This is a genomic window from Botrimarina sp., from assembly GCF_040219535.1.
In the GTDB taxonomy this organism is placed as follows: domain Bacteria; phylum Planctomycetota; class Planctomycetia; order Pirellulales; family Lacipirellulaceae; genus Botrimarina.
Genome location: NZ_JAVJSH010000025.1, coordinates 43,873 through 66,968, shown reverse-complemented (window position 1 = coordinate 66,968; position 23,096 = coordinate 43,873). Strand labels below are relative to the sequence as shown.

The 23,096-nt window shown below is 69.0% G+C and carries 23 protein-coding genes; 15 read left to right on the top strand and 8 right to left on the bottom strand.

What is annotated here, in order from left to right:
- Positions 1–2 precede the first annotated feature (2 nt).
- The 9 genes from RIC11_RS15290 (at position 3) to RIC11_RS15250 (ending at position 8,566) form a co-directional block, all read left to right on the top strand.
- Complete coding sequence (locus RIC11_RS15290) at positions 3–1,364, top strand: phage portal protein (protein WP_350212817.1); 1,362 nt, start codon at positions 3–5, stop codon at positions 1,362–1,364.
- A gap of 59 nt (positions 1,365–1,423) precedes the next feature.
- On the top strand, positions 1,424–1,618 hold the full coding sequence (locus RIC11_RS15285; protein WP_350212815.1) for a hypothetical protein: 195 nt from the start codon (positions 1,424–1,426) through the stop codon (positions 1,616–1,618).
- Positions 1,619–1,779: 161 nt separating this feature from the next.
- Positions 1,780–2,685, top strand: a complete 906-nt coding sequence (locus tag RIC11_RS15280; protein WP_350212814.1) for a hypothetical protein — start codon at positions 1,780–1,782, stop codon at positions 2,683–2,685.
- A gap of 48 nt (positions 2,686–2,733) precedes the next feature.
- The gene (locus RIC11_RS15275; RefSeq protein ID WP_350212812.1) at positions 2,734–3,207 is read left to right on the top strand and encodes a hypothetical protein; all 474 of its coding nucleotides are present in this window, start codon (positions 2,734–2,736) and stop codon (positions 3,205–3,207) included.
- 73 nt (positions 3,208–3,280) lie between these two features.
- Complete coding sequence (locus RIC11_RS15270) at positions 3,281–4,444, top strand: phage major capsid protein (protein ID WP_350212810.1); 1,164 nt, start codon at positions 3,281–3,283, stop codon at positions 4,442–4,444.
- 95 nt (positions 4,445–4,539) lie between these two features.
- Positions 4,540–7,293, top strand: coding sequence for a LamG-like jellyroll fold domain-containing protein (locus RIC11_RS15265; RefSeq protein ID WP_350212808.1), 2,754 nt, complete (start codon positions 4,540–4,542; stop codon positions 7,291–7,293).
- 19 nt (positions 7,294–7,312) lie between these two features.
- Complete coding sequence (locus tag RIC11_RS15260) at positions 7,313–7,705, top strand: hypothetical protein (protein WP_350212806.1); 393 nt, start codon at positions 7,313–7,315, stop codon at positions 7,703–7,705.
- A 4-nt stretch (positions 7,706–7,709) separates the two neighbouring features.
- On the top strand, positions 7,710–7,925 hold the full coding sequence (locus RIC11_RS15255; RefSeq protein WP_350212804.1) for a hypothetical protein: 216 nt from the start codon (positions 7,710–7,712) through the stop codon (positions 7,923–7,925).
- Positions 7,925–8,566 carry a hypothetical protein gene (locus RIC11_RS15250; RefSeq protein ID WP_350212802.1) on the top strand — a complete coding sequence of 214 codons (642 nt, stop codon included), beginning with the start codon at positions 7,925–7,927 and terminating at the stop codon, positions 8,564–8,566. Before RIC11_RS15255 ends, RIC11_RS15250 begins: the two co-directional genes overlap by 1 nt.
- A 10-nt stretch (positions 8,567–8,576) precedes the next feature.
- Here the strand turns inward: RIC11_RS15250 and rlmN are convergent, their stop codons facing one another.
- The gene (gene rlmN, locus RIC11_RS15245) at positions 8,577–9,668 is read right to left on the bottom strand and encodes a 23S rRNA (adenine(2503)-C(2))-methyltransferase RlmN (protein ID WP_350212800.1); all 1,092 of its coding nucleotides are present in this window, start codon (positions 9,666–9,668) and stop codon (positions 8,577–8,579) included.
- Complete coding sequence (gene epmB, locus RIC11_RS15240) at positions 9,665–10,714, bottom strand: EF-P beta-lysylation protein EpmB (RefSeq protein WP_350212798.1); 1,050 nt, start codon at positions 10,712–10,714, stop codon at positions 9,665–9,667. The genes rlmN and epmB overlap by 4 nt, the downstream gene beginning before the upstream one ends.
- Before the next feature lie 104 nt (positions 10,715–10,818).
- Here epmB and efp point away from each other — a divergent pair, with 104 nt between their 5' ends.
- The 4 genes from efp to epmA all read left to right on the top strand — a co-directional run bounded on the left by efp (position 10,819) and on the right by epmA (position 15,062).
- Positions 10,819–11,394: an elongation factor P gene (efp, locus tag RIC11_RS15235; RefSeq protein ID WP_350212796.1), complete on the top strand. Its 576-nt coding sequence runs from the start codon at positions 10,819–10,821 to the stop codon at positions 11,392–11,394.
- A gap of 72 nt (positions 11,395–11,466) precedes the next feature.
- Positions 11,467–12,078, top strand: coding sequence for a LemA family protein (locus tag RIC11_RS15230; protein WP_350212794.1), 612 nt, complete (start codon positions 11,467–11,469; stop codon positions 12,076–12,078).
- Positions 12,079–12,162: 84 nt separating this feature from the next.
- A complete protein-coding gene (locus RIC11_RS15225) occupies positions 12,163–14,133 on the top strand; it encodes a M48 family metallopeptidase (protein WP_350212792.1) in 1,971 nt (656 codons plus the stop codon).
- Positions 14,130–15,062 (top strand): EF-P lysine aminoacylase EpmA, encoded by a 933-nt coding sequence (gene epmA, locus RIC11_RS15220; protein WP_350212790.1) that lies wholly within the window; start codon positions 14,130–14,132, stop codon positions 15,060–15,062. The genes RIC11_RS15225 and epmA overlap by 4 nt, the downstream gene beginning before the upstream one ends.
- Here the strand turns inward: epmA and RIC11_RS15215 are convergent.
- From RIC11_RS15215 to RIC11_RS15200, 4 genes are all read right to left on the bottom strand, one after another.
- Positions 15,056–15,553 carry a dihydrofolate reductase gene (locus RIC11_RS15215; protein WP_350212788.1) on the bottom strand — a complete coding sequence of 166 codons (498 nt, stop codon included), beginning with the start codon at positions 15,551–15,553 and terminating at the stop codon, positions 15,056–15,058. The two genes, epmA and RIC11_RS15215, sit on opposite strands and share 7 nt — an antisense overlap.
- 50 nt (positions 15,554–15,603) lie before the next feature.
- Positions 15,604–16,413: a thymidylate synthase gene (locus RIC11_RS15210; RefSeq protein ID WP_350212785.1), complete on the bottom strand. Its 810-nt coding sequence runs from the start codon at positions 16,411–16,413 to the stop codon at positions 15,604–15,606.
- Between the two features lie 69 nt (positions 16,414–16,482).
- Positions 16,483–17,256, bottom strand: coding sequence for a VIT1/CCC1 transporter family protein (locus RIC11_RS15205; RefSeq protein ID WP_350212783.1), 774 nt, complete (start codon positions 17,254–17,256; stop codon positions 16,483–16,485).
- A gap of 52 nt (positions 17,257–17,308) precedes the next feature.
- A complete protein-coding gene (locus RIC11_RS15200; protein WP_350212781.1) occupies positions 17,309–17,569 on the bottom strand; it encodes a hypothetical protein in 261 nt (86 codons plus the stop codon).
- Positions 17,570–17,757: 188 nt separating this feature from the next.
- Here RIC11_RS15200 and RIC11_RS15195 point away from each other — a divergent pair, with 188 nt between their 5' ends.
- Together RIC11_RS15195 and RIC11_RS15190 are read left to right on the top strand one after the other, a co-directional pair.
- Positions 17,758–18,075: a P-II family nitrogen regulator gene (locus RIC11_RS15195; RefSeq protein WP_350212779.1), complete on the top strand. Its 318-nt coding sequence runs from the start codon at positions 17,758–17,760 to the stop codon at positions 18,073–18,075.
- A 157-nt stretch (positions 18,076–18,232) separates the two neighbouring features.
- Positions 18,233–19,387: a DNA topoisomerase IV subunit A gene (locus RIC11_RS15190; protein ID WP_350212777.1), complete on the top strand. Its 1,155-nt coding sequence runs from the start codon at positions 18,233–18,235 to the stop codon at positions 19,385–19,387.
- 31 nt (positions 19,388–19,418) lie between these two features.
- Here RIC11_RS15190 and RIC11_RS15185 read toward each other — a convergent pair whose 3' ends face one another.
- Entirely contained in the window at positions 19,419–19,784 is a 366-nt protein-coding gene (locus RIC11_RS15185; protein ID WP_350212775.1) for a diacylglycerol kinase family protein, read from the bottom strand.
- Positions 19,785–19,905: 121 nt separating this feature from the next.
- Positions 19,906–22,995 (bottom strand): LPS-assembly protein LptD, encoded by a 3,090-nt coding sequence (locus RIC11_RS15180; protein WP_350212773.1) that lies wholly within the window; start codon positions 22,993–22,995, stop codon positions 19,906–19,908.
- Between the last annotated feature and the right edge of the window lie 101 nt (positions 22,996–23,096).

The window sequence follows — 23,096 nt, the reverse complement described above, 5'->3', positions numbered from 1 at the left end:
GCGTGAACCAACGCGAAACCACGAGCACCGCCCTCGAGTCGGCGCTGGCCGAGGCGATCGCCAGCCTCTGGGACGGGTACGTCGATCCCCGTGAGGCGTTCCAGGGCGACGACGGCCTGTATTGGGCGGGCGTCGGCGGGGGCGCCGGGCTTTCCGGGGCGGCCGCCCCGGGGCTGGCGACCCTCCGGGAGGAGTGCCGCCGCCTGGCGCTGGCCAACGAATTCGCTATCAACGGCCACGAGAACCGCATCAGCTATGTCGTGGGCGCCGGCCACGTCTACCGCGCGACGATCCGCAAGGGCATCGACGCGCCGTTCGACCTGGCGACCGACACGCAACAGGTGATCGATCGCTTCCTGGCGACCAACGCTTGGCACGACCGCCAACAAGAGATCGTTCGCCGCGTGGACCGCGACGGCGAGGCGTTCCTGCGGTTCTTCACGAGCCCCGCCGGCGACACGCTCGTCCGCTTCGTCGAGCCCGAAGCGGTCGCCGCGCCGGTGGCGGCCTCGACCGACCCCCGCGCGAGCCACGGGGTGCAGACCGAGGCGCACGACGTGGAGTCGGTCGTTGGGTACTGGATCAATGGCGAGCTGGTCGACGCGGCGGACGTGCAGCACCGCAAAGCCAACGTGGACCGCAACGTGAAACGCGGCTTGCCGCTCTACACGCCCGTCCGGACCAACCTGCGGCGCGCGGAGAAGCTGCTGCGGAACATGAGCGTGGTGGCCGAGGTCCAATCGGCGATCGCCCTGATCCGCAAGCACCGCAGCGCGTCGCGCACCGGGGTGGAGCAGTTCGTCGCGAGCGGGGCGACCGCCACGCAGACCGCCCGCGGCGGCGCCACCCGGCGGGTCACCGAGTACGGCCCGGGCACGATCCTCGACGCGCCGGCCGGCCTCGAATACGACTTCCCCGCGACCGGCATCGACGCCGGCGCGTACGTGGCGATCCTGCAGGCGGAGCTGCGGGCGATCGCCGCGCGGCTCGTGATGCCGGAGTTCATGTTCACGTCCGACGCGTCGAACGCCAACTTCGCGTCGACGATGGTCGCCGAGGGGCCGGCCGTGAAGATGTTCGAGCGGCTGCAATCGACGATGATCGAGCAAGACCGGGCGGTGCTGAGCCGCGTGATCGACACGGCGGTCGCCGCGGGCCGGCTGTCGCCCGACGTGCACGCGGCGGTCGAGGTGCAGGTCACCGCGCCGTCGCTGAGTGTGCGGAACCCGCTCGAGGAGACGCGGGTCAACGAGGTCGCTTACCGCAACGGCGTGCTGTCGGCGCAGACGTGGAGCCAGCGGCTCGGTCTGGACTACGACCAGGAGCAACAGAACCGGCTGTACCACACGCGGCCGCATTCGTGACCGGCCGTCGCCGGCCAATTCCGCAAGGGTTGGCCGCGCGGCGCGATAGAATCACGCCCATGATCAACAACGAGCACCGAGCGACGACGAAGCAACGCGGCGGCGCCAAGGCGGCGCAAGCCGAGGCCGCGTTCGACGAGCTGATGCGGGTCGCTTCGCAGCGCGGCTTCTTCGGGTCGGTGAGCCTGACGCTCTCCGTGCAAGACGGCTGCGTCCAGCAGACGCGCCTCGGCGTCGATCGCTTGCTGCGTTAACCGACGCCCGCCGGCGCCAGAGGGCGCCGGCTCCATCCGATCCGGCATCGAGCCGAGCCGCTCTGGCCCCTTCGCGGGGGCGGGCGGCGTCCCCCCTCGAGCCCACGCCCGCGCACCTGTCGTGCTGGCGTGGGCTTTTTCTTTTTAAGAGGCGAACGCCCGTGACCAATGCTCCCGCCACCGGGGCCGGCTCGAGTCCCGAAGGCTCGCAGCCGCGAGAAGAGGCTTTGCAAGAGTTCGTGAGCTCCGCCGGCGCTTCGCTACACACCGACTCGGCAACGCACGTGCTCCGCGGCGTGAAGCTGCTCGGACTGCGATCGCGCAACGGCCGGCGTTACCTGGAGTCCGCCCTGGGCAAGGCGATTGCCCTCTACGAGGGCTCGAAGGTCAACGTGAACCACCCCGAGCGCGGCCCCCTGGCGCCGCGCGACTACCGCGACCGGCTTGGCACGATCCGCAACGTGCGGATGCGCCCCGGCGAGGGGCTGTTCGGCGACCTGCACTACAACCCGCGGCACCCGCTGGCGGAACAGCTCGCGTGGGACGCGCGGCACGCGCCCGAGAACCTCGGGCTGTCGCACAACGTGCTGGCCCGCACCCGCAACGCGGCCGGCGGGGTGATCGTCGAGGCGATCACACGGGTGCAGAGCGTCGACCTGGTCGCCGACCCGGCGACGACCTGCGGGCTCTACGAAGCAAACGACCGGGGCGAGGGCGGAGCGGACCCCGCTCCCGGCGACGCGCTGCTCCGCCTGCGGGAAGAGGTCGACCGGCTCAAGGCCCAGGTCGCGCGGCAATCGCGGCAGGCGCTCGTTGAGCAGGCGCTCGTTTCTCACGGCGTCGAGGCGGGCGACCGGGCGCAGATCCTCAGCGAGCGTTTCGCGCGCCAGCTGATCGAGGCGGCTTCCGACGACGACGCCCTGGCGCTGATCCAGGACCGGCTCGGCGTGTGGCGCCGGCGGCCCGCCGGCCGCCCCCAGTCGCAAGAGCAAGCCGTGCTCCGGGAGCAGTCCGCCGAGGGCGGCTACGACGGCTTCCTCGCCGCCGTGACCGGCGCAGCCCGTTGAGCCGGAGCGACCAAGTCAGTCCTTACTTGCCCCCTTTCGGAGTTCTAGATGGCGAACACCATGCGCTGGCGCTACGGCGACACCAACCCGGTGCGGCTGCCGGTCGCGTCCGACACCGAGATCGAGATCGGCGACCTGGTTTACCTCGAAGCGGGAGAAGCGAAACCCGCTTCGGCTCAAGCCGATCAAGGCACGTCGTTGCTGAACCTGCACGCCTTCCACGACGCGTTTGTCGGCGTGGCGATGCAGGCCTCGCCGGCGGGCCAGGAGTCGGCGATCCGGATCGCGACGACGGGCGTCTTCGAATTCGACTGCGACGCTGCCGCCCACGAGTTGGGCGACCTGTTGTCGGTCGGCGTGGCGCCTTCGGGGGACGAGCTGTTCGACCAGCAGGTCGCCGCGGGCGCGACGATCGACTCGGCGCTGGGCCGCTGCGCGAAACAGCAGCCGGACGCCACGCCCCGCGTGCTGATCGACATCGTGAGCACCGTGGCGCGTGGCGGCCCACAGCCGGTCGCTTGAGCGTCGGCCTTGTTGCGATGTGCTAACTCCCTCGGCCCTCGCAAGGCCGTTCTCCCTACACCCGCGAGTTTGTATGAGCAGCCTCAATTACCGGGAACTCCGACGCCGGTACGAGTTGGACGGCGCCGCCAAGACGGTCAACCACCTCCAAGAGGCCCTGCGCGAGCAGAGCCTGAAACCCGAGGACTTCAGCCTACGCGACCTCGCCGAGGCGCTCGTGCCAGACGGGCGCGAGTGGGTGCGGTCGCTCGACCCCCGCTCGTCCGGCGGGACGGCGCTGCTGGAGAGCGGCGATGGCGTCGACGCCACGGCTTTCCAGAACGTGACGGCGCAGGTGGTGCAGTCGAAGATCATGGAGGCGTACAACCAGGAAGCGTTCGTTGCGTCGCGGCTGGTCGATACGATCCCGACGCGGTTCGACGGCGAGAAGATCCCTGGCGTGGGCCGCATCAGCGACCTGGTCGACGAGGTCGGGCCGGGGATGCCCTACCCGAGCCTCGGCTTCGGAGAGGAGTACGTCGAGACGCCCCAGACGACCAAGCACGGGTTCATCGTGCCGGTCACCCGCGAAGCGATCTTCTTCGACCGGACGAACCTCGTGCTCAGCCGCGCCGCGGAGGTCGGCGAGGTGCTCGGGCTCAACAAAGAGAAGCGGCTGCTCGACCTGATCGTCGGCGTGAGCAACCCGTACAACTACAACGGAGTGGCGTACGACACGTACCAATCGTCGGGCCCGTGGGTGAACGTGATCACGGGCAACGAGCTGGTCGACTGGACCAGCGTCGACGCGGCGGAGCAGCTGTTCGCCGAGATGCTCGACCCCACCACCGGCGAGCCCGTGCTGTTGGGGGCGACCACGGCCCTCGTCATGCCAGCCTACCGCCACGCCGCCCACCGCACGTTCAACGCGTCCGAGGTGGCCTACGCGCCTGCCGGCGGACAGTCGACGACCGTGGCGGCGAACCCGCTGGGCTCGTACCGGGTGGAGGAGAGCCGCCTCGCTTACCGGCGTGTGCTGGCGTCGGGCGTGGCGGCCGACGACGCGAAGAAGTGGTGGTTCCTGGGCGACTTCCGCCGCGCGTTCGCCTACATGGAGAACTGGCCGATCACCGTCACCCAATCGCCGATGGGCAGCGAGGCCGATTTCACGAACGACATCGTGCTCCGTTTCAAAGCGAGCGAACGGGGCGCCGCCGCGGTGATGAACCCTCGGTACGTCGTGAAGTGCACCGGGTGACGCGTGGCTTCGCGCCAGCGGGCGGCCAGCCGGCCGCCCGCTGGCTTTCGTTGCGTCGACGTGCCTCCGATTCGATCGCCTAGCCCTCCGACGGAATGAGCTACCACAGCAAGATCGCCGCCGCCCTGCTCTACGACCGCCTCGACGGTGGGGTCGAAGCGTCTAACGCTGTCGTCGGCGCGCCGTCGTCGATCACCGGGCCGTGGGGCAATGCGGGCGGGGCGTTGTCGTTTGACGGGACCGACGACGGGGCGATCCTCCAGCCGCGCGACTTGCCCCGCAACTTCGAGGTTCCCGGCGGCTTCACCTGCACGGGGCTGCACTACGACTCGGCCGCCGGCGGCTTCTGGGTCGGGGACTTCACCAACAGCGCCGCCAAGCTGATCGACCCGGACGACTTCTCGGTTCTCGACACGATCGCGCTCGGCTTCGCCCCGCAAGGCATCGTCGCCACCTCGACCGATCTGTGGGTCGCCGACTTCACCGGCCAATCGCTCCGCAAGTTCTCCAAGAGCACGGGCACGGAAGACACCGGCGCCGAGATCAGCCTGAGCATCAGTCCGACCGGCGTGACGCTGAACGGATCGGGCAACCTGCTGGTGATCGCCTACGCTGCGGGCACGAACAACCTGCTGGAGTACACGACCGGCGGTTCGCTCCAGAGCACCAAGAGCATCTCGGTCACGATCGGAACGGGCGGCTACTTCTCGCTAGACGGCTGCCATTGGGTAGACGCTTCGACGATGTACGTCTGCGCCGACCGGAACGCCGCCCAAGCCGGCTTGCCCGACCGCGTTCTGGTGGTCAACCCCGCGGACGGATCGATCACGGCGGCCTACGCGGCGCCGGCGGCTGTCGAAGACGTGACGGTCAAGGGCAGCGACGTGTTCGTCACGATGGATGACGAGTACCACCAGTCGAAGACCGGCGGCAACCGCGTGGTGCGTATCCCGCTAGCCGACAACCGCGACTTCGGGATGTCGTGGTGGATGAAGACTTCGGGCGTCGACGCGACCGAAGCGGTGTGGGCGCTGGGCGACCCTGTCGGCGAAAGCGCGGCGCAGGACGACGAGGAGCGGGGCATCGGGGCCTACATCCTTTCGGACGACACGACGCTCCGCTTCTTTATAGCGGACGGTTTCGGTTCGGGCACGAAGGTAACGCACGACTTCACGGGCCTGAGCTTCACCGCCTGGAAACACTACGCGATCTCGATCGACGCTTCGGCCCAAACGCTGACGCTCTACATCGACGGCGTCCAGGAAGGCGCGGCGGTGGACGTGTCGGGGCTCGACCTTTCGTACATCTACTGGCGGCACCGGTTGTCGGTCGGCTACCAAGTCGACACGGCACTGGCCCGCTTTTGTGACGTGGACGTGGCCGACGTGGCGCTCTTCGACGAGACGATCAGCTCCGCCGAAGCGGGCGAGCTAGAAGCCGGCCCCGAACCCCAGAACACCGACCCCGGCACGATCGCCGGCACCGAGACCGAAGGCGAGACCCTCACCGCCACCGCCGGCATCTGGAACGACTACGGCGACGGCTCGGCTAGCTCCTCCTGGACGTGGGAGCGCTCCGACAACGGCACAACCGGCTGGGCCGCGATCAGCGGGGCGACGGCTTCGACGTACGTGCTGCAAGCGGCAGATGTCACCAAGTACGTGCGGGCGGTCGAGCGGCGGACGAACACGGGCGGGTTCGATGCGGCGGAGGACACGCCGACCGCGCCGACGGGGGTGATTGCGAGCAGCGACGGGGGTCCCGTCGAGCCGCCAACGACCGCGGCGAGTTGGTGGGCTTTGGCAACCGACCCGAGCCTAGCCGCGCGATACGACGGCGATGGCGACGCGGACGGAATGCCAGACGCCAGCGACACGGTCCAAGGCAGTCCGGGCGAATGGATAAACACGGCGGGCTACGCGGCGGGACCGTTCACGCTCGGCAATGCCTTCGCAACAAATGGCGCTTCGTTTGTCCGGCTCGGCGTACGGGACGACTGGCCCTCGGGCGCGGCGTCGCGGACGATCTGCTGCTGGTTCCGGGCGGATCAGGTCACGGCGAATCGCGGCTTGCTCGGATACGCCGCCGGCTTGGCGGGACGAGGTCTGTCGCTCGGGGTCGCGGCGGGCGAGCTCGAAGTGGACTTCGGCGGACACGTGATTCGCACCGTTGGCGCGCAGATCGCAGAGGACGAGTGGACGCACGTTGCAATCGTGATCCCCGACGGGGCGGAAGCTTCTGGCGCAGCGCGGCTCTATGTCGACGGGTCCGAACGAGCGGTCGCAACCGCGAGTGGCGCGGAGGTCACGCTCGACACCGCGACGCCTGACGCTCGGATCGGCGCGACCGTCGACGAGGCAGACGTCTTTGCGGGCGCCGTTTGGGACGTACGCGTCTACGCCCGGGCCTTGTGGCCGAGCGAGTTGGCCGAAGAGGCGAGCGGGCCCGAGCCGGCGCCGATGGGGTTTGCTGAACTGCTCTACCGGAGCGGCGTGCTCCACTGGGACGGCTCCAACGGTTCGCGGGCGGTCGAGTGGGACTCGTTCGGCAATGGCGCGGTGGTGACCACGTCGACGGTCCGGCGGAGCGGCCTGCCGCTTAACGGGCCGATTCTCAGCGGTCCGGATGGGGCGTCTTTTGAGGTAACGAGCGGCCTGCCGGGCGTGTTCGACGTCGTTCTGGCTGCCTCAAATCTCGGTGGGGCAGATCCCGAAAAGGCAATCGTTTCGAACGCGGTGGCCTTTCCGCCCCGTCCTGATCGGTCGGCGCCGCCCTCGGTGGCCGGCGCGGTGCGTGTCGCCGGCGCGGTGGCCGGAACGGTCGCCGTGGGTGGCGTCGACTTTCTCTAACTCTTGGACTGCCTCAGCAATGTTGACCGCCCATGACCTGTGTGGCGCCGTGCACCGCGGCGCGACAGCGACCCTCCTGGCCCGCGTGGTCGACGACGGGGGCGCGCCGCTGGGCCCTGCGGGGATCGCGTCGGCGAGCTACTCGATCGAAGAGCTGTCCGACGCGTCGGCCACCTCGCCGGTGGCGGGCCATCAAGCAATCGATCTCGAAGCGGACGACGTGCTTTTCGCAACGTTGCAAAACGACGACCACTGGCTCGTCGACGAGCTTGGCTACAACTTCCGCCACCGGATCGACGTGACGGACGCCCCGGCGTTTCCCACGAGCGGCAACCGGTGCCTGGTCCGATACGAGCTCCGTGACGCAGACGGCCAGCCGGTCGTGTTTCGTTTCCGCTTGGAGGTCCTTTGAGCCTATGAACGAAGAAGCCGAACAGATCGCTACGATCCGCGCAAACACCCTGGCCCAGATCCACGAGGTGCGTAGCGGGCTCAAGCCGACCTACTGGGTGGACGGTCAGCGAGTGCACTGGGAGCAGTACGTCGAGTCGTTGCAGCGGACGGTCGACTGGTGCGACCGGAAGCTGAACGAGCTGGCGCCCTACGAGCTGCGGTCGGGAGGAACGAGCTGATGCCGATCGACTGGGACGCCGACGCCGACTTCGGATCGGTCGTCGACACGCTGGAGACCGTCCGGCTTGTGCGTCGGTCGTCGGCCGCGCCGTCGATCGACGTGGCCGCTTGGCGATTCGATAGCGAGGCCATCGCGCTCGACGATCCGCCGCACGGGAGCATCACCACCGCGTGGACCAAAACCACCGACTGGCAACTGCCCACGCCCGGCGACGGGATCGCGCCCGCGGTCGGGGACTCGATCGTCGACTCCGAGGGCCGGGCCGGAGTCGTCCTTTCGGCCAGGTGGCTACGGGCAAGGACCCGCTGGCTTTGCCGTACTCGGCGGGTGGAATTATCGGGGGCGCAGGCGGAACTCTTCGACGCAGAGACGCCCGCCTTTGCCCAACACCCCTTCGGGCGTGCGTTCGTTGGCTGGCGTCTGCTTCGGCCGGCGCTGCCGGGCGTTTGGCTGCCTGGGTACGAGGGCTTCTCCCTCGCCGAGCGGCGTCGGCTGCTGCTGGATTGTGGCGCCACGCTGTGGCCGGGCGACCGGCTTCGGTCGGCGCAGTCCGGGGCTTTCTTGATCGAGGAGATCTCGGCGCCGCGCTCGCCAACGGGGCCTCAGACGCTCCTAGTAGCGCCGGCAGAAGGGAAATAGCCGCTCGGCGTCAATGCCGAAGTAAGGCTGTTGCGAGTTCGGCTTGGACGGCCCGATTCTCGTCGCGTACGAGCTGGCCGCACGCGGCGTCGATGTCCTGTCCCATGGAGTAGCGGATCGTCGTCGGGTAGCCGGCCGCTTTGACTCGAGCCCCGAATCGCTCCGTCACGTCCCGCGGCGCACGGCGCAGGTCCGGGGCCCCGGCCACTGGGTTGTAGGGGATGAGGTTCACGTGGACACGTAAGCCGTCGAGCCAACCGATTAGGGCGTCCGCGTCGGACGTCGAATCGGTCAATCCCTCGAGAACGAGGTACTCGATCATCACCGCCCGCCGTTCTGGCTGGAGCTCGTTCACGGCACGGACCGCGTCTCGGAGCTCCGCGAGGCCGTGCTTCGCTGCGAGCGGGATGATCTGGCGGCGAGTCGAATCGACTGCCGAGTGGAGGCTCAGTGCGTAGTTGACGCCCGGGTAGGCACGGACCGTTTCGATCCACGGAGCGGGCGCCCCTACCGTGCTGAGGAGGATCCTCGCCGGCGAGTAGTCGAACATGGCCGGGTCGGTTAGCGCCCCGAGCGTTTTGCGAACCGCCGCCGCGTTGTGCATCGGCTCGCCCATTCCCATAAACACCACGTTCCGCACCCGGCGCCCCGACCCTCGCAGGAGTTCATTCGCGGCGGCGACTTGGGCGGCGATTTCGCCCGGCGAGAGGCTCTTCGCGACGCCCATCTGGCCGGTCGCACAGAAGCGGCACGCCGCCGCACAGCCCACCTGACTCGAAATGCAGAGCGCTACCCTGCCGGTCTTGGGCTGCATCAGCACCGACTCGATCGAGAATCCCGCTCCGGTCCGGAAGACAAGCTTCTGCGCCTCGTCGACGCGCGACGCGTGCCGGCGGGCGAGGGCCAGCGGGTGAAACGCGACGCGCTCCCGCCACTCCGGTCGGACCCGCTCGGGCAACTCGGCCAGAGTCGCCTCGCTCCCGAGGGCCCGTTTGAAGAAGGCGGTCCGGGCTCGACGCACGCGGTGCGGGTCGATCTTCGATCGGGCGGCGAGGCCGTCGATCGCCGCCTTGTCGTAAAAGGAAACCGGTTGCGCACTCATGCGAGCACCGTCTTCGCTGGGGCGCCCGGGTCCTCGCGGACGAAGCGCGGCACCGCGTAGCCCGGCAGGCGGAGCCGGAGCGCCTGAACGAGGGCTTCGCCTTCGCCCTCGGCGACGCCGAAGTGGCCGACGCCTGCCACGCGGTCGAGCCGGTGCAGGTAGTACGGCGTCACGCCTGCGTCGACGAGCGTGGTGCTGAGGTCGGCGAGCGTGTCGACGCTGTCGTTGACGCCGCGGAGGAGCACGGCTTGGTTCAACAGCAACGCGCCGGCCCCCCTCAGGCGATGCAGCGCGTCGCTGGTAGGACAATCGATCTCCCGGCCGTGGTTGACATGCACCACGACGACCACCCTTTTCGAAGACCCTCGGATCGTCGCGGCGAGCCCCTCCGTGACGCGCGACGGGATCACGATCGGCAGTCGCGTGTGCAGCCTGATTCGCTTGACGCGGGGCGCGGTTTCGAGCCGGTCGAACAGCCGCTGCAACGGCCCATCGCCGACCGTCAGCGGGTCGCCGCCGCTGAGGATCACTTCGGACACGGTCGGATCGGCGCGGATTGCGTCGAGCGCAGCCGACCAGGACGGCTCGCTTGCGGGCGTCGTCTGATAGGGGTAATGCCGCCGGAAGCAGTAGCGGCAGTGCACGGCGCACCGCGGCGACACCATCAACAGCGCCCTACCGTGGTACTTCTGTAACAAGCCGGGGGCGCGGAGCGAGGCCAGGTCGCCGACGGCGTCTGCGGGCAGGCCGTCGGCGGCCTGTTCGAGCGGCGACGGCAGCACCTGTCTGAGCAGCGGATCGGCGGGGTCCCCGTGCCGCATGCGGCGGAGAAACGGCCTCGGGACGAGCGTGGAGAAACCGGCCTCGGCGGCCGATCGCCCGATCGCCGGGTCCAAACCGAGCGCCGCACAGAGCTCCACCGGGTCGCGGATCGCTTGGGCCAACTCCCGCTGCCACCCCCCGCCGTGGCCGGGGCCGTCCCGGGCCGCGCCCGGCTCGTCCTGGCTGGGGCGGACACCCGATTCGCTATGGGCTAGACTCGGCATCTCTGTTCGGGGCGTCTCGCGAGGCCTGCGGGCAGGCACAGTTTCAACGGGCCAGGCTCCCGAGAGCCACCCGGGGCGTCCTATTAGACAAGCAGGAACCACGCGTGGGAACGGTTAGCACAAGCGACTTCCGCAAGGGACTCAAGATCCAGATCGACGGCGTGCCCTTCTTGATGGTCGAGATGAACTTCCGCAAGCCGGGCAAAGGGACCGCCTTGTACGAGTGCAAGCTCAAGAATCTGCTCCGCAACACGGTCGTCGACCGCACCTACCGGGCGGGCCAGACCCTGGAAGAAGCGGATGTCATGGAATTCACCGCCCAATATCTGTACCGGCAGGGCGAAAACTTCGTGTTCATGAACAACCAGGACTACGAGCAGTACGAGCTGGCCGCTGAGCAGGTCGGCGACGCCGCCGGCTTCCTAAAAGAGAACATGGACTGCCAGGTGATGACCTTCAACGGCAACCCGATCGCCATCACCCCGCCGAACCACGTCGTCCTGCAGGTCGTGTTCGCCGAGCCCGCGCCGAAGGGCAACACCGCGACCGGCGTGCAGAAACCCGTCAAGCTCGAGAGCGGCGCCGAGATCCTCGCGCCCGCTTTCATCAACGAGGGCGACTGGCTGCGTGTCGACACACGGACCGGCGAGTACGTCGAGCGGACCAACGCACCCGAATGAGTCGCTGTCCCGCCCGGCTGCCGCTGTGGGCCGGGGTTTAGCAATCCGTTTCCGCCCCGGAGAGAATCAGTCATGGCAGGTTTGGGCATCGGGCTGGTCGTGTTGATCGTGGTCGCCGTGGTGGGCGGCTTGGTGTTCTTGTTCGGAGTCGGGATCTACAACCGCCTGGTGACGCTGAAGAACCGCTTCCAGAACGCGTTCTCTCAGATCGAGGTCCAGCTGCAACGGCGTCACGACCTGATCCCCAACCTGGTCGAGGTCGCCAAGGGATACATGTCGCACGAGCGAGAAACGCTCGAAGCGGTCATCTCCGCCCGAAACCAAGCCGTCGGCGCGTTGAAGGCCGCGTCCGCCGCGCCGGGCGACCCCCAAGCGATGTCCAACCTGGCGGCGGCCGAGCAGGGACTCAGCGGCGTGCTAGGCCGGTTGTTCGCGGTCTCCGAGGCCTACCCCGACCTGAAGGCCAACCAGAACATGGCGCAGCTCACCGAGGAGCTGACCTCGACCGAGAACAAGGTCGCGTTCGCCCGGCAGGCGTACAACGACTCGGTCACCGAGTACAACACGTACAAGCAGACCTTCCCGCCGATCGTGTTCGCGGGCATCCTCGGCCACAGCCAAGACGCCGAACTCCTCGACTTCGAGGACGAGAAGATCAACCAGGCGCCGCAGGTCTCTTTCTAGCCCCGCCCGACTCGGCCTCCGCGCCGCCGACCGGTGGTTCTCGCCCCTGCCCCTTGAACGGCCGGCTCCGCCGCGGAGCCCGACATGGCGACCGACTTCTTCCAGCGCCAAGCCGCCGCTCGACGCTCGACGGCTTGGCTCTTGGGCGCTTTCGGCGTGTCGGTGCTCGCCACCGCCGCGGCGGTGTTCGTCGTGGCGTACCTGGCCGTTACGGTGCAGCACGAAGGCCCGGAGACCGGCTTCGTGTCGCAGCCGATCGACTGGCAATTCCCCACGGGCGCAGCGGCCGGCACGGCCGCGTTGATCGGCGCCGGATCGCTCTACAAGGTCGCCGCGCTGCGGGCTGGCGGGGGGCGCGGCGTCGCGGAGGGGCTCGGCGGCCGGCGGCTGCTGCAAGACACCACCAGCGACCCCTCGCAGCGCCGGCTGCTAAACGTTGTCGAAGAGATGGCCATCGCGTCGGGCACGCCGACCCCGCCGGTCTTCTTGCTTGAGGACGACGGCATCAACGCTTTCGCCGCCGGATACTCGCCGAGCGACGCGGTGATCGGGGTCACACGCGGGTGCGTCGAGACCCTCAGCCGGGACGAGCTGCAGGGGGTCGTCGCGCACGAGTTCAGCCACATCCTCAATGGCGACATGCGGATGAGCATCCGCCTGATCGGCGTGCTCCACGGGCTGCTGCTGCTGGGCCTCGTCGGCCGGCTCGTGCTGCGGGCCATATTCCACAGCGGCGGCCACTACGACTCGCGGCGATCCGGGAGCGACGGCTCCGGCAAGGGGGGCGCGGGGGTCCTCGCAGTGCTCGCGATCGGCGCGGCGCTGGTCGTCATCGGCGCGATCGGCAGCTTGGCCGGCGGGCTGATCAAGGCGGCCGTCTCCCGACAGCGGGAGTACCTGGCCGACGCGTCGGCCGTGCAGTTCACCCGCAACCCATCGGGCATCGCGGGCGCGCTGAAGCGGATCCTCGCCTCGGCCCGCCGGGGCCGGATACGCCACCCCCGGGCCGCCGAGCTAAGCCACATGTACTTCGTCACGGGCGTGTGGGAAGGCTTCACGTCGCTCATGGCGACGCACCCACCGCTGCCGCGCCGCATCCGCGCGATCGAGCCGAGCTGGGACGGCGCCCTGCCGGACGCGTCGCACCGGACCGCCCGCGTGGCGCTCGACAGCGCGATGGGGCTCGCCGGGCCGGGCTACGACTCGGACGAGTACACGGCCGAGGAGGTCGGCCGCGCGGTCGATCAGATCGGCGACCCCCTCGAGGAGCACCAGCGGTACGCCGCCGCCCTCGTGAAAGACATCCCCGCCGCCGTCCGATCCGCGATCGGCGAACCGATGGGCGCGCGGGCCGTCGTGTACGGGTTGTTGATGGACCGCAACGTGGCGGTCAGGAAAAACCAGTATGCGGCGCTCGCCGAAACGGCCGACCCGGCCGTCGTGCGACTGCTCGCCGAGCGGCTGCAAGGGCCGATCGACAACCTCCAGCCCCGGATGCGGCTGCCGCTGATCGACATGGCTCTGCCGTCGCTCGCGGCGATGTCGTACCCGCAGTACCAACGGTTCTGCCGCAGCTTCCGCGCGTTGGTCGTGGCCGATGAGCGGCTCGACCTGTTCGAGTGGGTGCTCTCCCAGGTCCTCCTGCGGCACCTGCGGCCCAAGTTCGAGCGCGTCACGTCGCCCCGCCTGGTGCGTCGGCCCCTGGCATCCTACGGGCGGGAGTGCCAGGTGCTGCTGTCGGCCCTCGCGCACGCGTGCGGCTCGCCGGGGCACGTCGATGCGGCCTACGCCACCGGCAAGGCCCTGCTGCCCGAGGCCGCCGGCGGGGTGGCGCCGCCGCAGGAGTGCGGGCTCGACGCGGTCCGCGAGGCGCTCGATGCTCTGGCCCGGATCGACGAGAGGCTCCGCCAGCGTGTTATCGACGCGGCCGCGGCCGTGATCTGCGCCGACCGGCACGTCACCGTCGCCGAGGCCGAGCTGCTGCGCGGCGTGAGCGACCTGCTCGACTGCCCGATGCCCCCGCTGCTGCCGGGCCAACGGGTGGTCGCGCGATGAACCTCGACCTGCTCCGCCGCCGCACCGAGTTGCTCGACCGACTCCGAGCCTTCTTCAAGCAGCGCGGCTTTCTGGAAGTCCAAACGCCGCTCGCCGCCCGCGAAGCGATCCCCGAGCAGCACATCCGGCTCTACCAACTGCTCCGCGACGAACGCCTGCTGCAGGCGTCGCCGGAGATGCACCACAAGCGGCTGCTCTGCGCCGGGTCGGGCCCCATCTTCGAGGTGACGCGCTCCTTCCGCGGCGGAGAGTGGGGCAAGCTGCACAACCCCGAGTTCACGATCGTTGAGTGGTACCGGCCCGACGACGACCTGGACGCGGCGATGACGCTGACCGATGAACTGATGCAGTCGCTCCTCGGCGCGCCGCCGGCGGTGCGCACTTCGTACCGCGAGGCGTTCCGCCGGACGCTCGGGGTCGACCCACACCTGGCTACCGCGGCGGAACTCAAGCGGGTCGCTCGTGGCCAGCCCACCCTCGACCTTGGTGTCTGGCGCCAAGCTTCGCGGGACGACTGCCTCAATTTTCTGTTGTCGCTCTGCGTCGAGCAAACGCTCGGCAACGGGGCGCCCGAGCTGCTCTACCACTACCCGGCTGGCCAGTCGGCCCTCGCCGCGACGACGCGCGACGAGCAAGGCGCCGAGGTCGCCGAGCGGTTCGAGCTGTACTGGCGGGGGATCGAGTTGGCCAACGGCTACCACGAGCTGACCGATCCGGCCGAACTCCGCGAACGGCTGGAAAGGGCCAACGGCGGTCGCGTCGCCCAAGGATGGCCCGCCGTGCCCTTGCCAGAGGAGCTGCTGGCGGCGATGAGCGACCCGGGGCTGCCGCCGTGTGCGGGCGTCGCGCTTGGTTTCGACCGCTTGGTGATGCTCGCGACCGGCGCGGCGAGCATCGGCGAGGTGACGGCGTTCCTCGACACCTACTGACCGACGCGCTCCCAAACCTCAAACGTGAAGGCGTGCTCGTTCTCTTCGTCGGCCGGGTGCGCTTCGGCTTCGACTCGGCGCCACTCGGCTGGGTCGAGCGGCGGGAAGCGAGCGTCGCCTTCGACGGTGGCGTGCACACGGGTGAGGTGCACGCGGTCGGCTGCCGGCGCCGCGAGGCGGTACACCTGCTCGCCGCCAATCACGTAGACCGCGTCGCGTTGCATTCCCTCGGCGGTGGACGCTAGCCGAATCGCTTCGGGCAAGTCGTGGGCGACTCGAACCTCCTCGCCCACCGACCACCGTGTGTCGCGGGTCAGCACGACCGACACGCGGCCGGGCAGCGGCCTGCCGATCGACTCGAAGGTCTTGCGGCCCATCACGATCGCGTGGCCCATCGTGAGCGACTTGAACCGCCGCAGATCGGCCGGCAAGCGCCAGGGCAATTCTCCGTCGCGTCCGATCACCCCGTTCTCGGCAGCGGCGACAACCAAAACAACGAGGGGCCCTTCCCCACGCCCTCGGCCATCGGTCGCCTTGCTCCTCACACCGCCACCGGCGCGGGGATGTGCGGGTGGGGGTCGTAGCCCTCGAGCGTGAAGTGCTCGTAGCGGAAGTCGTCGATCGATTTGACCGACGGGTCGATCCGCATCTGCGGCAGCGGCCGCGGCTCGCGCTCGAGCTGCTTCTGCGCCTGCTCGAGGTGGGTGTCGTACAGGTGGGCGTCGCCGAGGGTGTGGATGAACTCGCCGGCCTGGAGGTCGGTGACCTGGGCGACCATCATCGTGAGCAGCGCGTAACTAGCGATGTTGAACGGCACGCCGAGGAAAACGTCGGCCGACCGCTGGTACATCTGGCAGCTGAGCTTCTCGCCGGCCACGTAGAACTGGAACATCAGGTGGCACGGCGGCAGGGCCATGTCGGGCAGGTCCGCCACGTTCCAGGCGCTCACGACCAGCCGCCGCGAGTCGGGGTCGCCGCGGATCTCGTCGATCACCTCGGCGAGCTGGTCGATCGTCCGCTCGCCGTGCTCGTCCTCGGGCGCGACGCGCCAGGAGCGCCACTGCTTGCCGTAGATCGGGCCGAGGTCGCCGTCGTCGTCGGCCCACTCGTCCCAGATGCTCACGCCGTTCTGCTGCAGGTACTCCACGTTCGTGTCGCCGCGGATGAACCAGAGCAGCTCGTGGACGATCGACTTGGTGTGCAGCTTCTTGGTCGTGACCAGCGGGAAGCCCTGCGACAGGTCGAACCGCATCTGGTGGCCAAACACGCTGCGCACGCCGGTGCCGGTGCGGTCGCCCTTGCAGGCGCCGTGCTCGTACACGCGGCGGAGGAGATCGAGGTACTGCTGCATGGCGTCCATCCTAACCTTTGCCGAACCGCCGCCAAGGCGGCTGCTCGAAATACCCCGCGCGGCGCGGAGCTACGGCGCGGCGACCACTCCCTTTAACAGCGCTCCCACGACGTAGGCCAGCACGGCCGCCGCGCCGCCGACGGCCAGGGTCTCCAGCCCGCTGACGGCCCAGTGCTCGTCGACGAAGCGGGCCTTGGCCGCTCCGACGGCGAAGAAGGCCGCGCCGGTCAGCACCGAGCTGATTGCGAAGGGCGCCGGCACGGCGCCCTCGGCGGCGAACTCGACCAGGAACGCCAACAGCGGGATCAGCCCGACCGCAACGAAAGCGGCGAACGTCGTCCAGGCCGCGCGCCAGGCCGAGGGGCTGTGCAGGGGCAGGCCGTGCTCCTCTTGCAGCATGGTGTCGACCCACCGCTTGCGGTCGCTCGTGATGACCCGCACCGCGTTCTCCAGGTCAGGCCCTTCGAAGCCCTTCGCCGCGAAGATCTGCCGGACCTCTTCCCGCTCGCCCTTCGCGTACTGGGAGATGTGGGCCTCTTCCTCCCGACGCGCGCGGCGGCGCAGCTGCTCCTCGGCTCGGGTGCCGAGAAAATTGCTCGCGGCCATGCTGAAGCCGTCGCCGATCAGGTTGGCGAACCCGAGGATGATGATGATCCCCGGCGACAGCCCCGCCCCGGCCACGCCCGACACGACCGCGAACGTGGTCACGGCGCCGTCGATCGCGCCATAAACGAAGTCCTTCAGGTAGCTGTGCCGCACGCCAAGCTCGAGCCGCTCGCGGATCGCGCCGGGCGCGTGCTCGTCGATGTGGGCTTGCAGGTCGCCGGCCGCGGAGTCCGCCATCGCTATTGCCCCCCACTGGCGCCGCCGGCCGGGCGCCGATCGCCGCTGCGGTTCACTTGGCAATCAACTCCTCGACCACCTTGGCGAGCAGCTGCGGGTCGTCCTTCTCACGCAGGTGGGCGATCCGGTCGGCCTTCATGCCGGTCTTCGCCAGGGCCTTCTCGATGTACCCCCACGTGGTCGCCCGCTTCTTCCCCTCGGCCAGGTAGAGTTCGGTCACGAGCTCCTGCAACCGCTGCAGGCCCGAGGCCTCGCGGTTGTCGTAGAAGCTCTTGATCTTGTTCTGAACGTGCTTGCTGTACTGGCGGTCCATCGCGTCGCGGTGCGTCGGGGGGGGAGAGGCTGATCCGAGTCGGTCGAGCCTAGCCGGCGGGCGGCTTGCTGGGCAAGCGGGGAACGCCCGTTCCACCCCGGCACAACGCCCCGCGGCGTGGTACCCTGCCCCTGGGTTAAACGCCCAAGAACCAGCGCCTAGCCCCTCCCGAACTAGCGCCTCGCCCGATGAAACAGATCGTCGCTGTCGTGAAGCCTTACCTCGCCGAGCAGGTCCTGGAGGGCCTACGCCGCGCTCCGCTGGAGGCCCTCTGGGTCCACGAGGTGAAGGGCGTGGGCAAGCAGAAGAGCTACCTCGACCAGTACGCCGGTGGCGAGGACGGCTTCGACTTCTTGCCGAAGGTCGAGCTGGGCATGATGGTCGACGACGCGCGGGCCGAGGAGGTCGTCGAGCGGCTGGTGGAGATCGCCCGCACCGGCCGCATGGGCGACGGCAAAATCTTCGTGCTGCCGGCGCAGCCGTACGAGAAGGTCGTGTCGATCTGAGGGCGACCCCGCTTTGCGGGCGCCCCCGTTGCTCCTGCCGGTGGCTGGCGGCTCCCGCCGGTGGCTGGCGGGCCTTGCGCGCGGCGCCCTTTTCTTCCGGTTCGGTCGGCTGCGAGAATCGTCGCCCCCGAAACAACCGACCCCCGATGATGTCGCTATGGCCAAGAAGACCGCGAAGAAAGCCGCCCCCGCCAAGAAGAAGCGTGTCGAACTCACCGCGCGCGACAAGAAGACGATGGCCGCCCTGGTGGGCCTGGCCGACGAGGTCGTCCGCGCGGCCGACAAGAAGCGGGACCCCTTCCTCGACATCCCGAGCCGCACGCTCTCGAACGTGCGGTACTCGCCGCGGAAGGGGATCATCGAGATGGGCACGAGCAAGAACCGGCGGCAGCTCTTCGACCTGTCGCAGGCGAAGTCCTATATGCGGACCATGCTGGTCGCCAGCGGGTGCAAGCGGCTGCTGGACGAAGGGAAGACGACCAGCTTGCGGGGCCTGTACTACATGCTCAAGCACACCATCGAGGGCTCGAAGGAAAACACGTTCGACGATCAGAACGAGTGCGACACGATCATCGAAGACACCGAGGTGCTGCTCTCGGCGATCCGGGAAGAGCTTCATCTCTACGCGGAGAACCGGGGCGCGTTGGTCGGGGCGATCACCGTCGTCGACAAGGGGGACGTGATCGACTGCAGCCGGATGGGGTCGGGGGGCTACGCGATACCGTCGATCGTCGAACCCGACATCATCCAACTCGACCCCAAGAAGTGCCACGCCGACTTCATCCTGCACGTCGAAAAGGGCACGGTCTGGCAACGGTTCAACGAAGACCGGTTCTGGGAAAAGCACAACTGCATCCTGACCCACGGGGCCGGCCAGCCGCCGCGCGGCGTGAGGAGGCTGCTCTACCGGATGCACAACGAGTTGAAGTTGCCGGTCTACTGCGTTCTCGACAACGACCCGTGGGGCTACTACATCTACAGCGTGCTCAAGCAAGGGTCGATCAACCTGGCGTTCGAGTCGCAGCGGATGGCGATCCCCGAGGCCAAGTACCTGGGGCTCCGAAGCATCGACCTGGAGCGCTATGACTTGGACAGCGTCAAGATCGCGATGAACGACAGCGACAAGAAACGCGCTCGACAGATCGCCAAGTACCCGTGGTTCGAGAAGAAACGGGCTTGGCAGGCGGAGATCAGTCGGATGCTCAAGAACGACTGCAAGCTCGAAGTCGAATCGCTGATATCCAAGGACATCAGCTACGTGACCGAGACCTACGTGCCCGAGCGCCTCGCCGAGAAGGACTGGCTGGACTGACCGACGGTATCCGGCCGACGCGCACTCACCGTCACGGCCACTGGCGCCCCAGCAGGATCAGCACGCCGACCGTCACCGCGCCGATCACCGCGACGAAGACCGCGCCGCTGGCGATGTCCAGCGCGTCCCGCACGTGCTCGTCGTATTCCTTCGTGACCGCGCGGGAGAGCTGCTCGATGGACGAGTTGAACATCTCGGCGGAGAGCACGACCGTCACGCAGACCAGCAGCGCGAGCCACTCCGGCCAAGTGACGCTCCGCCACCAAGCCAGAGCGAGCACCAGCGCGGCGACCGGGAAGTGGACCGCGAAGCTGCTCTGGTCACGCATGCCGACCCACACGCCGCGGAACGCGCAGGAGAACTTGCCGATCCAGGTCTTCGGCCGGAGGTCGTTCATGCTGGGGTCTTTCTACGGGGCCGAGTAACCACGGTGACACGCTTAGCACGGATAAGCCGTTGGTGAAAGCGTCGTTCGTGCCATCCGGAGTCGCTCGCCTCGCGGCCCCGGGACGCAGGCGTCATTCGGGGCCGTACAGGCCGGCCGGGGGGATATCGATCCCGGTGCGTTTGCTCAGGTTCGTGAGCGGCAAGAAACGCGGCTCGAGCAGGAAGCTCACGCCCACGTTGTCCTTCGACTCGTCGACGCTCAGGCCGAGCGTCCACAAGAGCGACTCGCCGATGCGGCTGATCGCGAAGTTCTGGCCGATGTTGCCCGCCTCGCCGAAGTCGACGACCGTCGACGCCGAGCCGACCCACTTCGGCCCGAACCGGTAGTTCAGCCGCAGCGACAGCAGGTCGGAGGTCGCCGGCCCCCGGATCGCGCGGTAGCCGACGTAGAGGTTGCCCTTCGCTGGGCGGTTGAGCGACACGCCCGCCGAGAACGTGCGTAGCCCGTCGTTGAACACGTCGACGAACCCGTCGGAGAGAACCGTAAACCGGTCTCCCAGGTGCCACGACATGTCGTAGTCGACCAGCCCGATCGGCTCGCCGAAGTTGTCCCGGTCCTCTTCCGGGAAGAGGCTCGCGTTGGTGTCGAAGGTGAGCCAGTCGACCACGCGCTGGGCGCCCGGCGCGCCGCGTTTGGTTTGGAGGCGGTGCCGCATCCCGACCCGCGCGACGGTCAGGTCCTCGGCGATCTCGGTGGTCGGCGCGGCGACCCAGCCCTGCATGCCGGTCCGCACCAGGTAGAACCGCGGGTCTTGGGTCGCCGGGATCGTGGGGAAGAAGATCCGGCGGCGGATCTCTTCCAGCGCGTTGTCTTCTAGCGGGTCGTAGAGCGGCAGGTCGTTCAGGTCCTCCGACACGTCCGAGTAGGAGACCTCCGCGTCGAACACCACCTTGTGGGCCAGCCCCTCGAGGTTGAACAGCCGGTCGCGCACGTTCGGGTTCACGGCCCAGAACGGCGCGCTCGCACGCACGCCGGTGTGCAGGTAGGCGCGTTGGAGGTCGTCGCCGGTGAGCGCGTCGCCCCAGTGGGCGACCTCCCCGAGGAAGAACGGCACGACCTTGGCCGGCACGCCGTAGGGCTCGAGGTCGATCGGCAGGTCGATCTCTTGCCGGGTGGCCGCCCGCTCTCCCTCGACCCGTTCTTCCCAAGGGAAGAGGAAGAACTGCGAGGCGAGCTGCGGCGAGGTCGGCGTGGTCGCCGTGTTCAGGTTCGCGTAGCCCACGTGGCTGTGCGTGAACCAGGTCAGCCGCCGGCCCGCCAGGTCCTGGCCCATCACCCAATGGTCCAGCCTCGGCAACCACTGGGTCACCGTGAAGAACTCGTTGACCTGCGCGTTCGCCTCGACCGACAGCGACTGCACGCCGATCCGCCGCCGCAGGCGCAAGCCGGTCGGCTGCTCGGCGGATTCGTCCCACTCTTGCTCGAAGTACTGCTCGAGGAACGTGCGGTCGCTGATCCACCCCACCTGGGCTTGGCTCGTCCAGCCGGCGAACACGCCGTCGAGGATGTCCTGGCGATGGTCCCAGAACGCCCTGCCGCGGAACTTCTCTTCGGGCACGATGTCGCGGCGGCCAAAACCCAGATTGTCGAGGCCGTTCTCGCTGATGAACCACAGGTCGGCGGCGCCGATCGCCGGGCCCCGTGCGCCCGCGAAGCTATCGACCACATAGTCGTAAGACGTCCCGTAGCCGAGGCCGCGCTCGCTCAGGTAATCGAGCCCGGCCGTCCAGTCGACCCCCTTGGGCGCCTTCGAGCCGAGCAGCTGGTGCACGTCGAACTCGGTCAGCACCTGGAAGCCGAAGATCGCGTCGTTGCGGAGCCGGAAGTCCTCGATGTAGTAGCTCGGCTCCTCGAGGTCGGTCTCTAGCCGCGGCCAGTAGAGCACCGGCACGCCGCCCAGCTCGACCCGGTTCCCCTCGGCCGCCGCGCTTTGTTCCCGCGCGAAGACCGGCGCGCCGGTGTACGGGTTGACGGCTTGCCGGCCGGTGACCGGGTCCACCACGGGCCGCTGGAAGTCTTCGAAGGTGATCCGGTCGGACCGCAGACTGTAGGTCGGCTCCTCCAGTCGGCTGGTCGTGAGCAGCGCGTCGTCGGCCACGTACCGGGAGTCTTCTAGCTGACGCAGCGCGCCCGCCTTGAGCCGCACGAGGCCGCGGTACTCCAGGCCGTCGATGCGGGGCAAAGGGGTCAGCAGCTCGGCGTCCAGCACGACGCCCGTCTTGCGACGCGCGTCGTAGAACATCCGCTCGGCGTAGATCACGCGCTCGCCCTGCCGGAAGACGATGTTCCCCTCCAGGTAGATCTCCAGCGGCGTGTCGCCCGCCTGCGTGCTCGCCACGCCCGGCGCGAGGCCGAAGCCGCCGCCGCTCCAGATGACGGCCCGGTCGGTCTCCAGCTCGACGCGGTCGAGCGGCCCCACCGCGCCGGGCAAGCCGGGCGCCTCGACGCCGGTGATGACCAGCCGCGCGCCCCCCTTGAGGACGATGGCCGTGTCGCCCGAGATCGGCGAGGTCAGCCGCTCCGCCTGTAGCCCGGTTCCCTGCCGCGCGTCGAGCTCGATCGTGCGGAAACTGGGCTGCGGCGCCGCGGGCGCGGGGGCGGGGGCGACCGCGGCGAACGGGTCGCCGGCGAACTGCGCCGGGGTCACCGCCGGGTCGGCTCGCCGCGCTAGCTCCGCCGCGTCCGGCTCCGCCGTGTCCGGCCCCGTCGTGTCGGGCCCCGTCGCGTGCAGCCGCGCGCGGGCGCGCCGGAACAGATCGCTTTCGGCCAGTGAGACCTCGCCCGGCGGCGGCGTGCTCCACTGGACGCCGCCCGTCGACCACAAGCGGCCGAACCAGTCGGGCGCCTCTTGCCGCGAAGCGGGCGGAGCGGCCGGGTCGGAGTCCCCGGCGGACGACTCGAGCCGCACCGGGCCCTCGCCGGCCGATTCGAGGTAGACGATCAGCTTCGTCGGTTGGTCCCACCGCTGCGGTTGCTCGACCCAGACGATCGCTTCGCCGCCGCGGTAGTGGTTGGCGCCTTGGGTCAGACGCACGTCGCCCTCCAGGCGCCACACCGGGTACGCGCCGTCGGTCGATCGCCACGCTTGCCGGGCGTCGATCGTGATGGGCGTCGCCACGTCGGGACGCGGCAGCTCGACGTCGGCCCGAGCGGCGCCCACTAGCGCCAGCCACACCGCCCCCCAGGCCGCCCTCAGGCGGACCGTAGATCGCTTCGCTAAACGGTCTCGGCGGGCGATGACAGGCTTCCTTGCCTGGGGAC

Bases quoted from the DNA above. Each gene is read 5' to 3' on its own strand.
- RIC11_RS15285 (WP_350212815.1), top strand. From the start codon at position 1,424: ATGATCAACAACGAGCACCGAGCGACGACGAAGCAACGCGGCGGCGCC.
- RIC11_RS15275 (WP_350212812.1), top strand. From the start codon at position 2,734: ATGGCGAACACCATGCGCTGGCGCTACGGCGACACCAACCCGGTGCGG.
- RIC11_RS15270 (WP_350212810.1), top strand. From the start codon at position 3,281: ATGAGCAGCCTCAATTACCGGGAACTCCGACGCCGGTACGAGTTGGAC.
- RIC11_RS15265 (WP_350212808.1), top strand. From the start codon at position 4,540: ATGAGCTACCACAGCAAGATCGCCGCCGCCCTGCTCTACGACCGCCTC.
- RIC11_RS15260 (WP_350212806.1), top strand. From the start codon at position 7,313: ATGTTGACCGCCCATGACCTGTGTGGCGCCGTGCACCGCGGCGCGACA.
- RIC11_RS15255 (WP_350212804.1), top strand. From the start codon at position 7,710: ATGAACGAAGAAGCCGAACAGATCGCTACGATCCGCGCAAACACCCTG.
- RIC11_RS15250 (WP_350212802.1), top strand. From the start codon at position 7,925: ATGCCGATCGACTGGGACGCCGACGCCGACTTCGGATCGGTCGTCGAC.
- rlmN (WP_350212800.1), bottom strand. From the start codon at position 9,668: ATGAGTGCGCAACCGGTTTCCTTTTACGACAAGGCGGCGATCGACGGC.
- epmB (WP_350212798.1), bottom strand. From the start codon at position 10,714: ATGCCGAGTCTAGCCCATAGCGAATCGGGTGTCCGCCCCAGCCAGGAC.
- RIC11_RS15230 (WP_350212794.1), top strand. From the start codon at position 11,467: ATGGCAGGTTTGGGCATCGGGCTGGTCGTGTTGATCGTGGTCGCCGTG.
- RIC11_RS15225 (WP_350212792.1), top strand. From the start codon at position 12,163: ATGGCGACCGACTTCTTCCAGCGCCAAGCCGCCGCTCGACGCTCGACG.
- epmA (WP_350212790.1), top strand. From the start codon at position 14,130: ATGAACCTCGACCTGCTCCGCCGCCGCACCGAGTTGCTCGACCGACTC.
- RIC11_RS15210 (WP_350212785.1), bottom strand. From the start codon at position 16,413: ATGCAGCAGTACCTCGATCTCCTCCGCCGCGTGTACGAGCACGGCGCC.
- RIC11_RS15205 (WP_350212783.1), bottom strand. From the start codon at position 17,256: ATGGCGGACTCCGCGGCCGGCGACCTGCAAGCCCACATCGACGAGCAC.
- RIC11_RS15200 (WP_350212781.1), bottom strand. From the start codon at position 17,569: ATGGACCGCCAGTACAGCAAGCACGTTCAGAACAAGATCAAGAGCTTC.
- RIC11_RS15195 (WP_350212779.1), top strand. From the start codon at position 17,758: ATGAAACAGATCGTCGCTGTCGTGAAGCCTTACCTCGCCGAGCAGGTC.
- RIC11_RS15190 (WP_350212777.1), top strand. From the start codon at position 18,233: ATGGCCAAGAAGACCGCGAAGAAAGCCGCCCCCGCCAAGAAGAAGCGT.
- RIC11_RS15185 (WP_350212775.1), bottom strand. From the start codon at position 19,784: ATGAACGACCTCCGGCCGAAGACCTGGATCGGCAAGTTCTCCTGCGCG.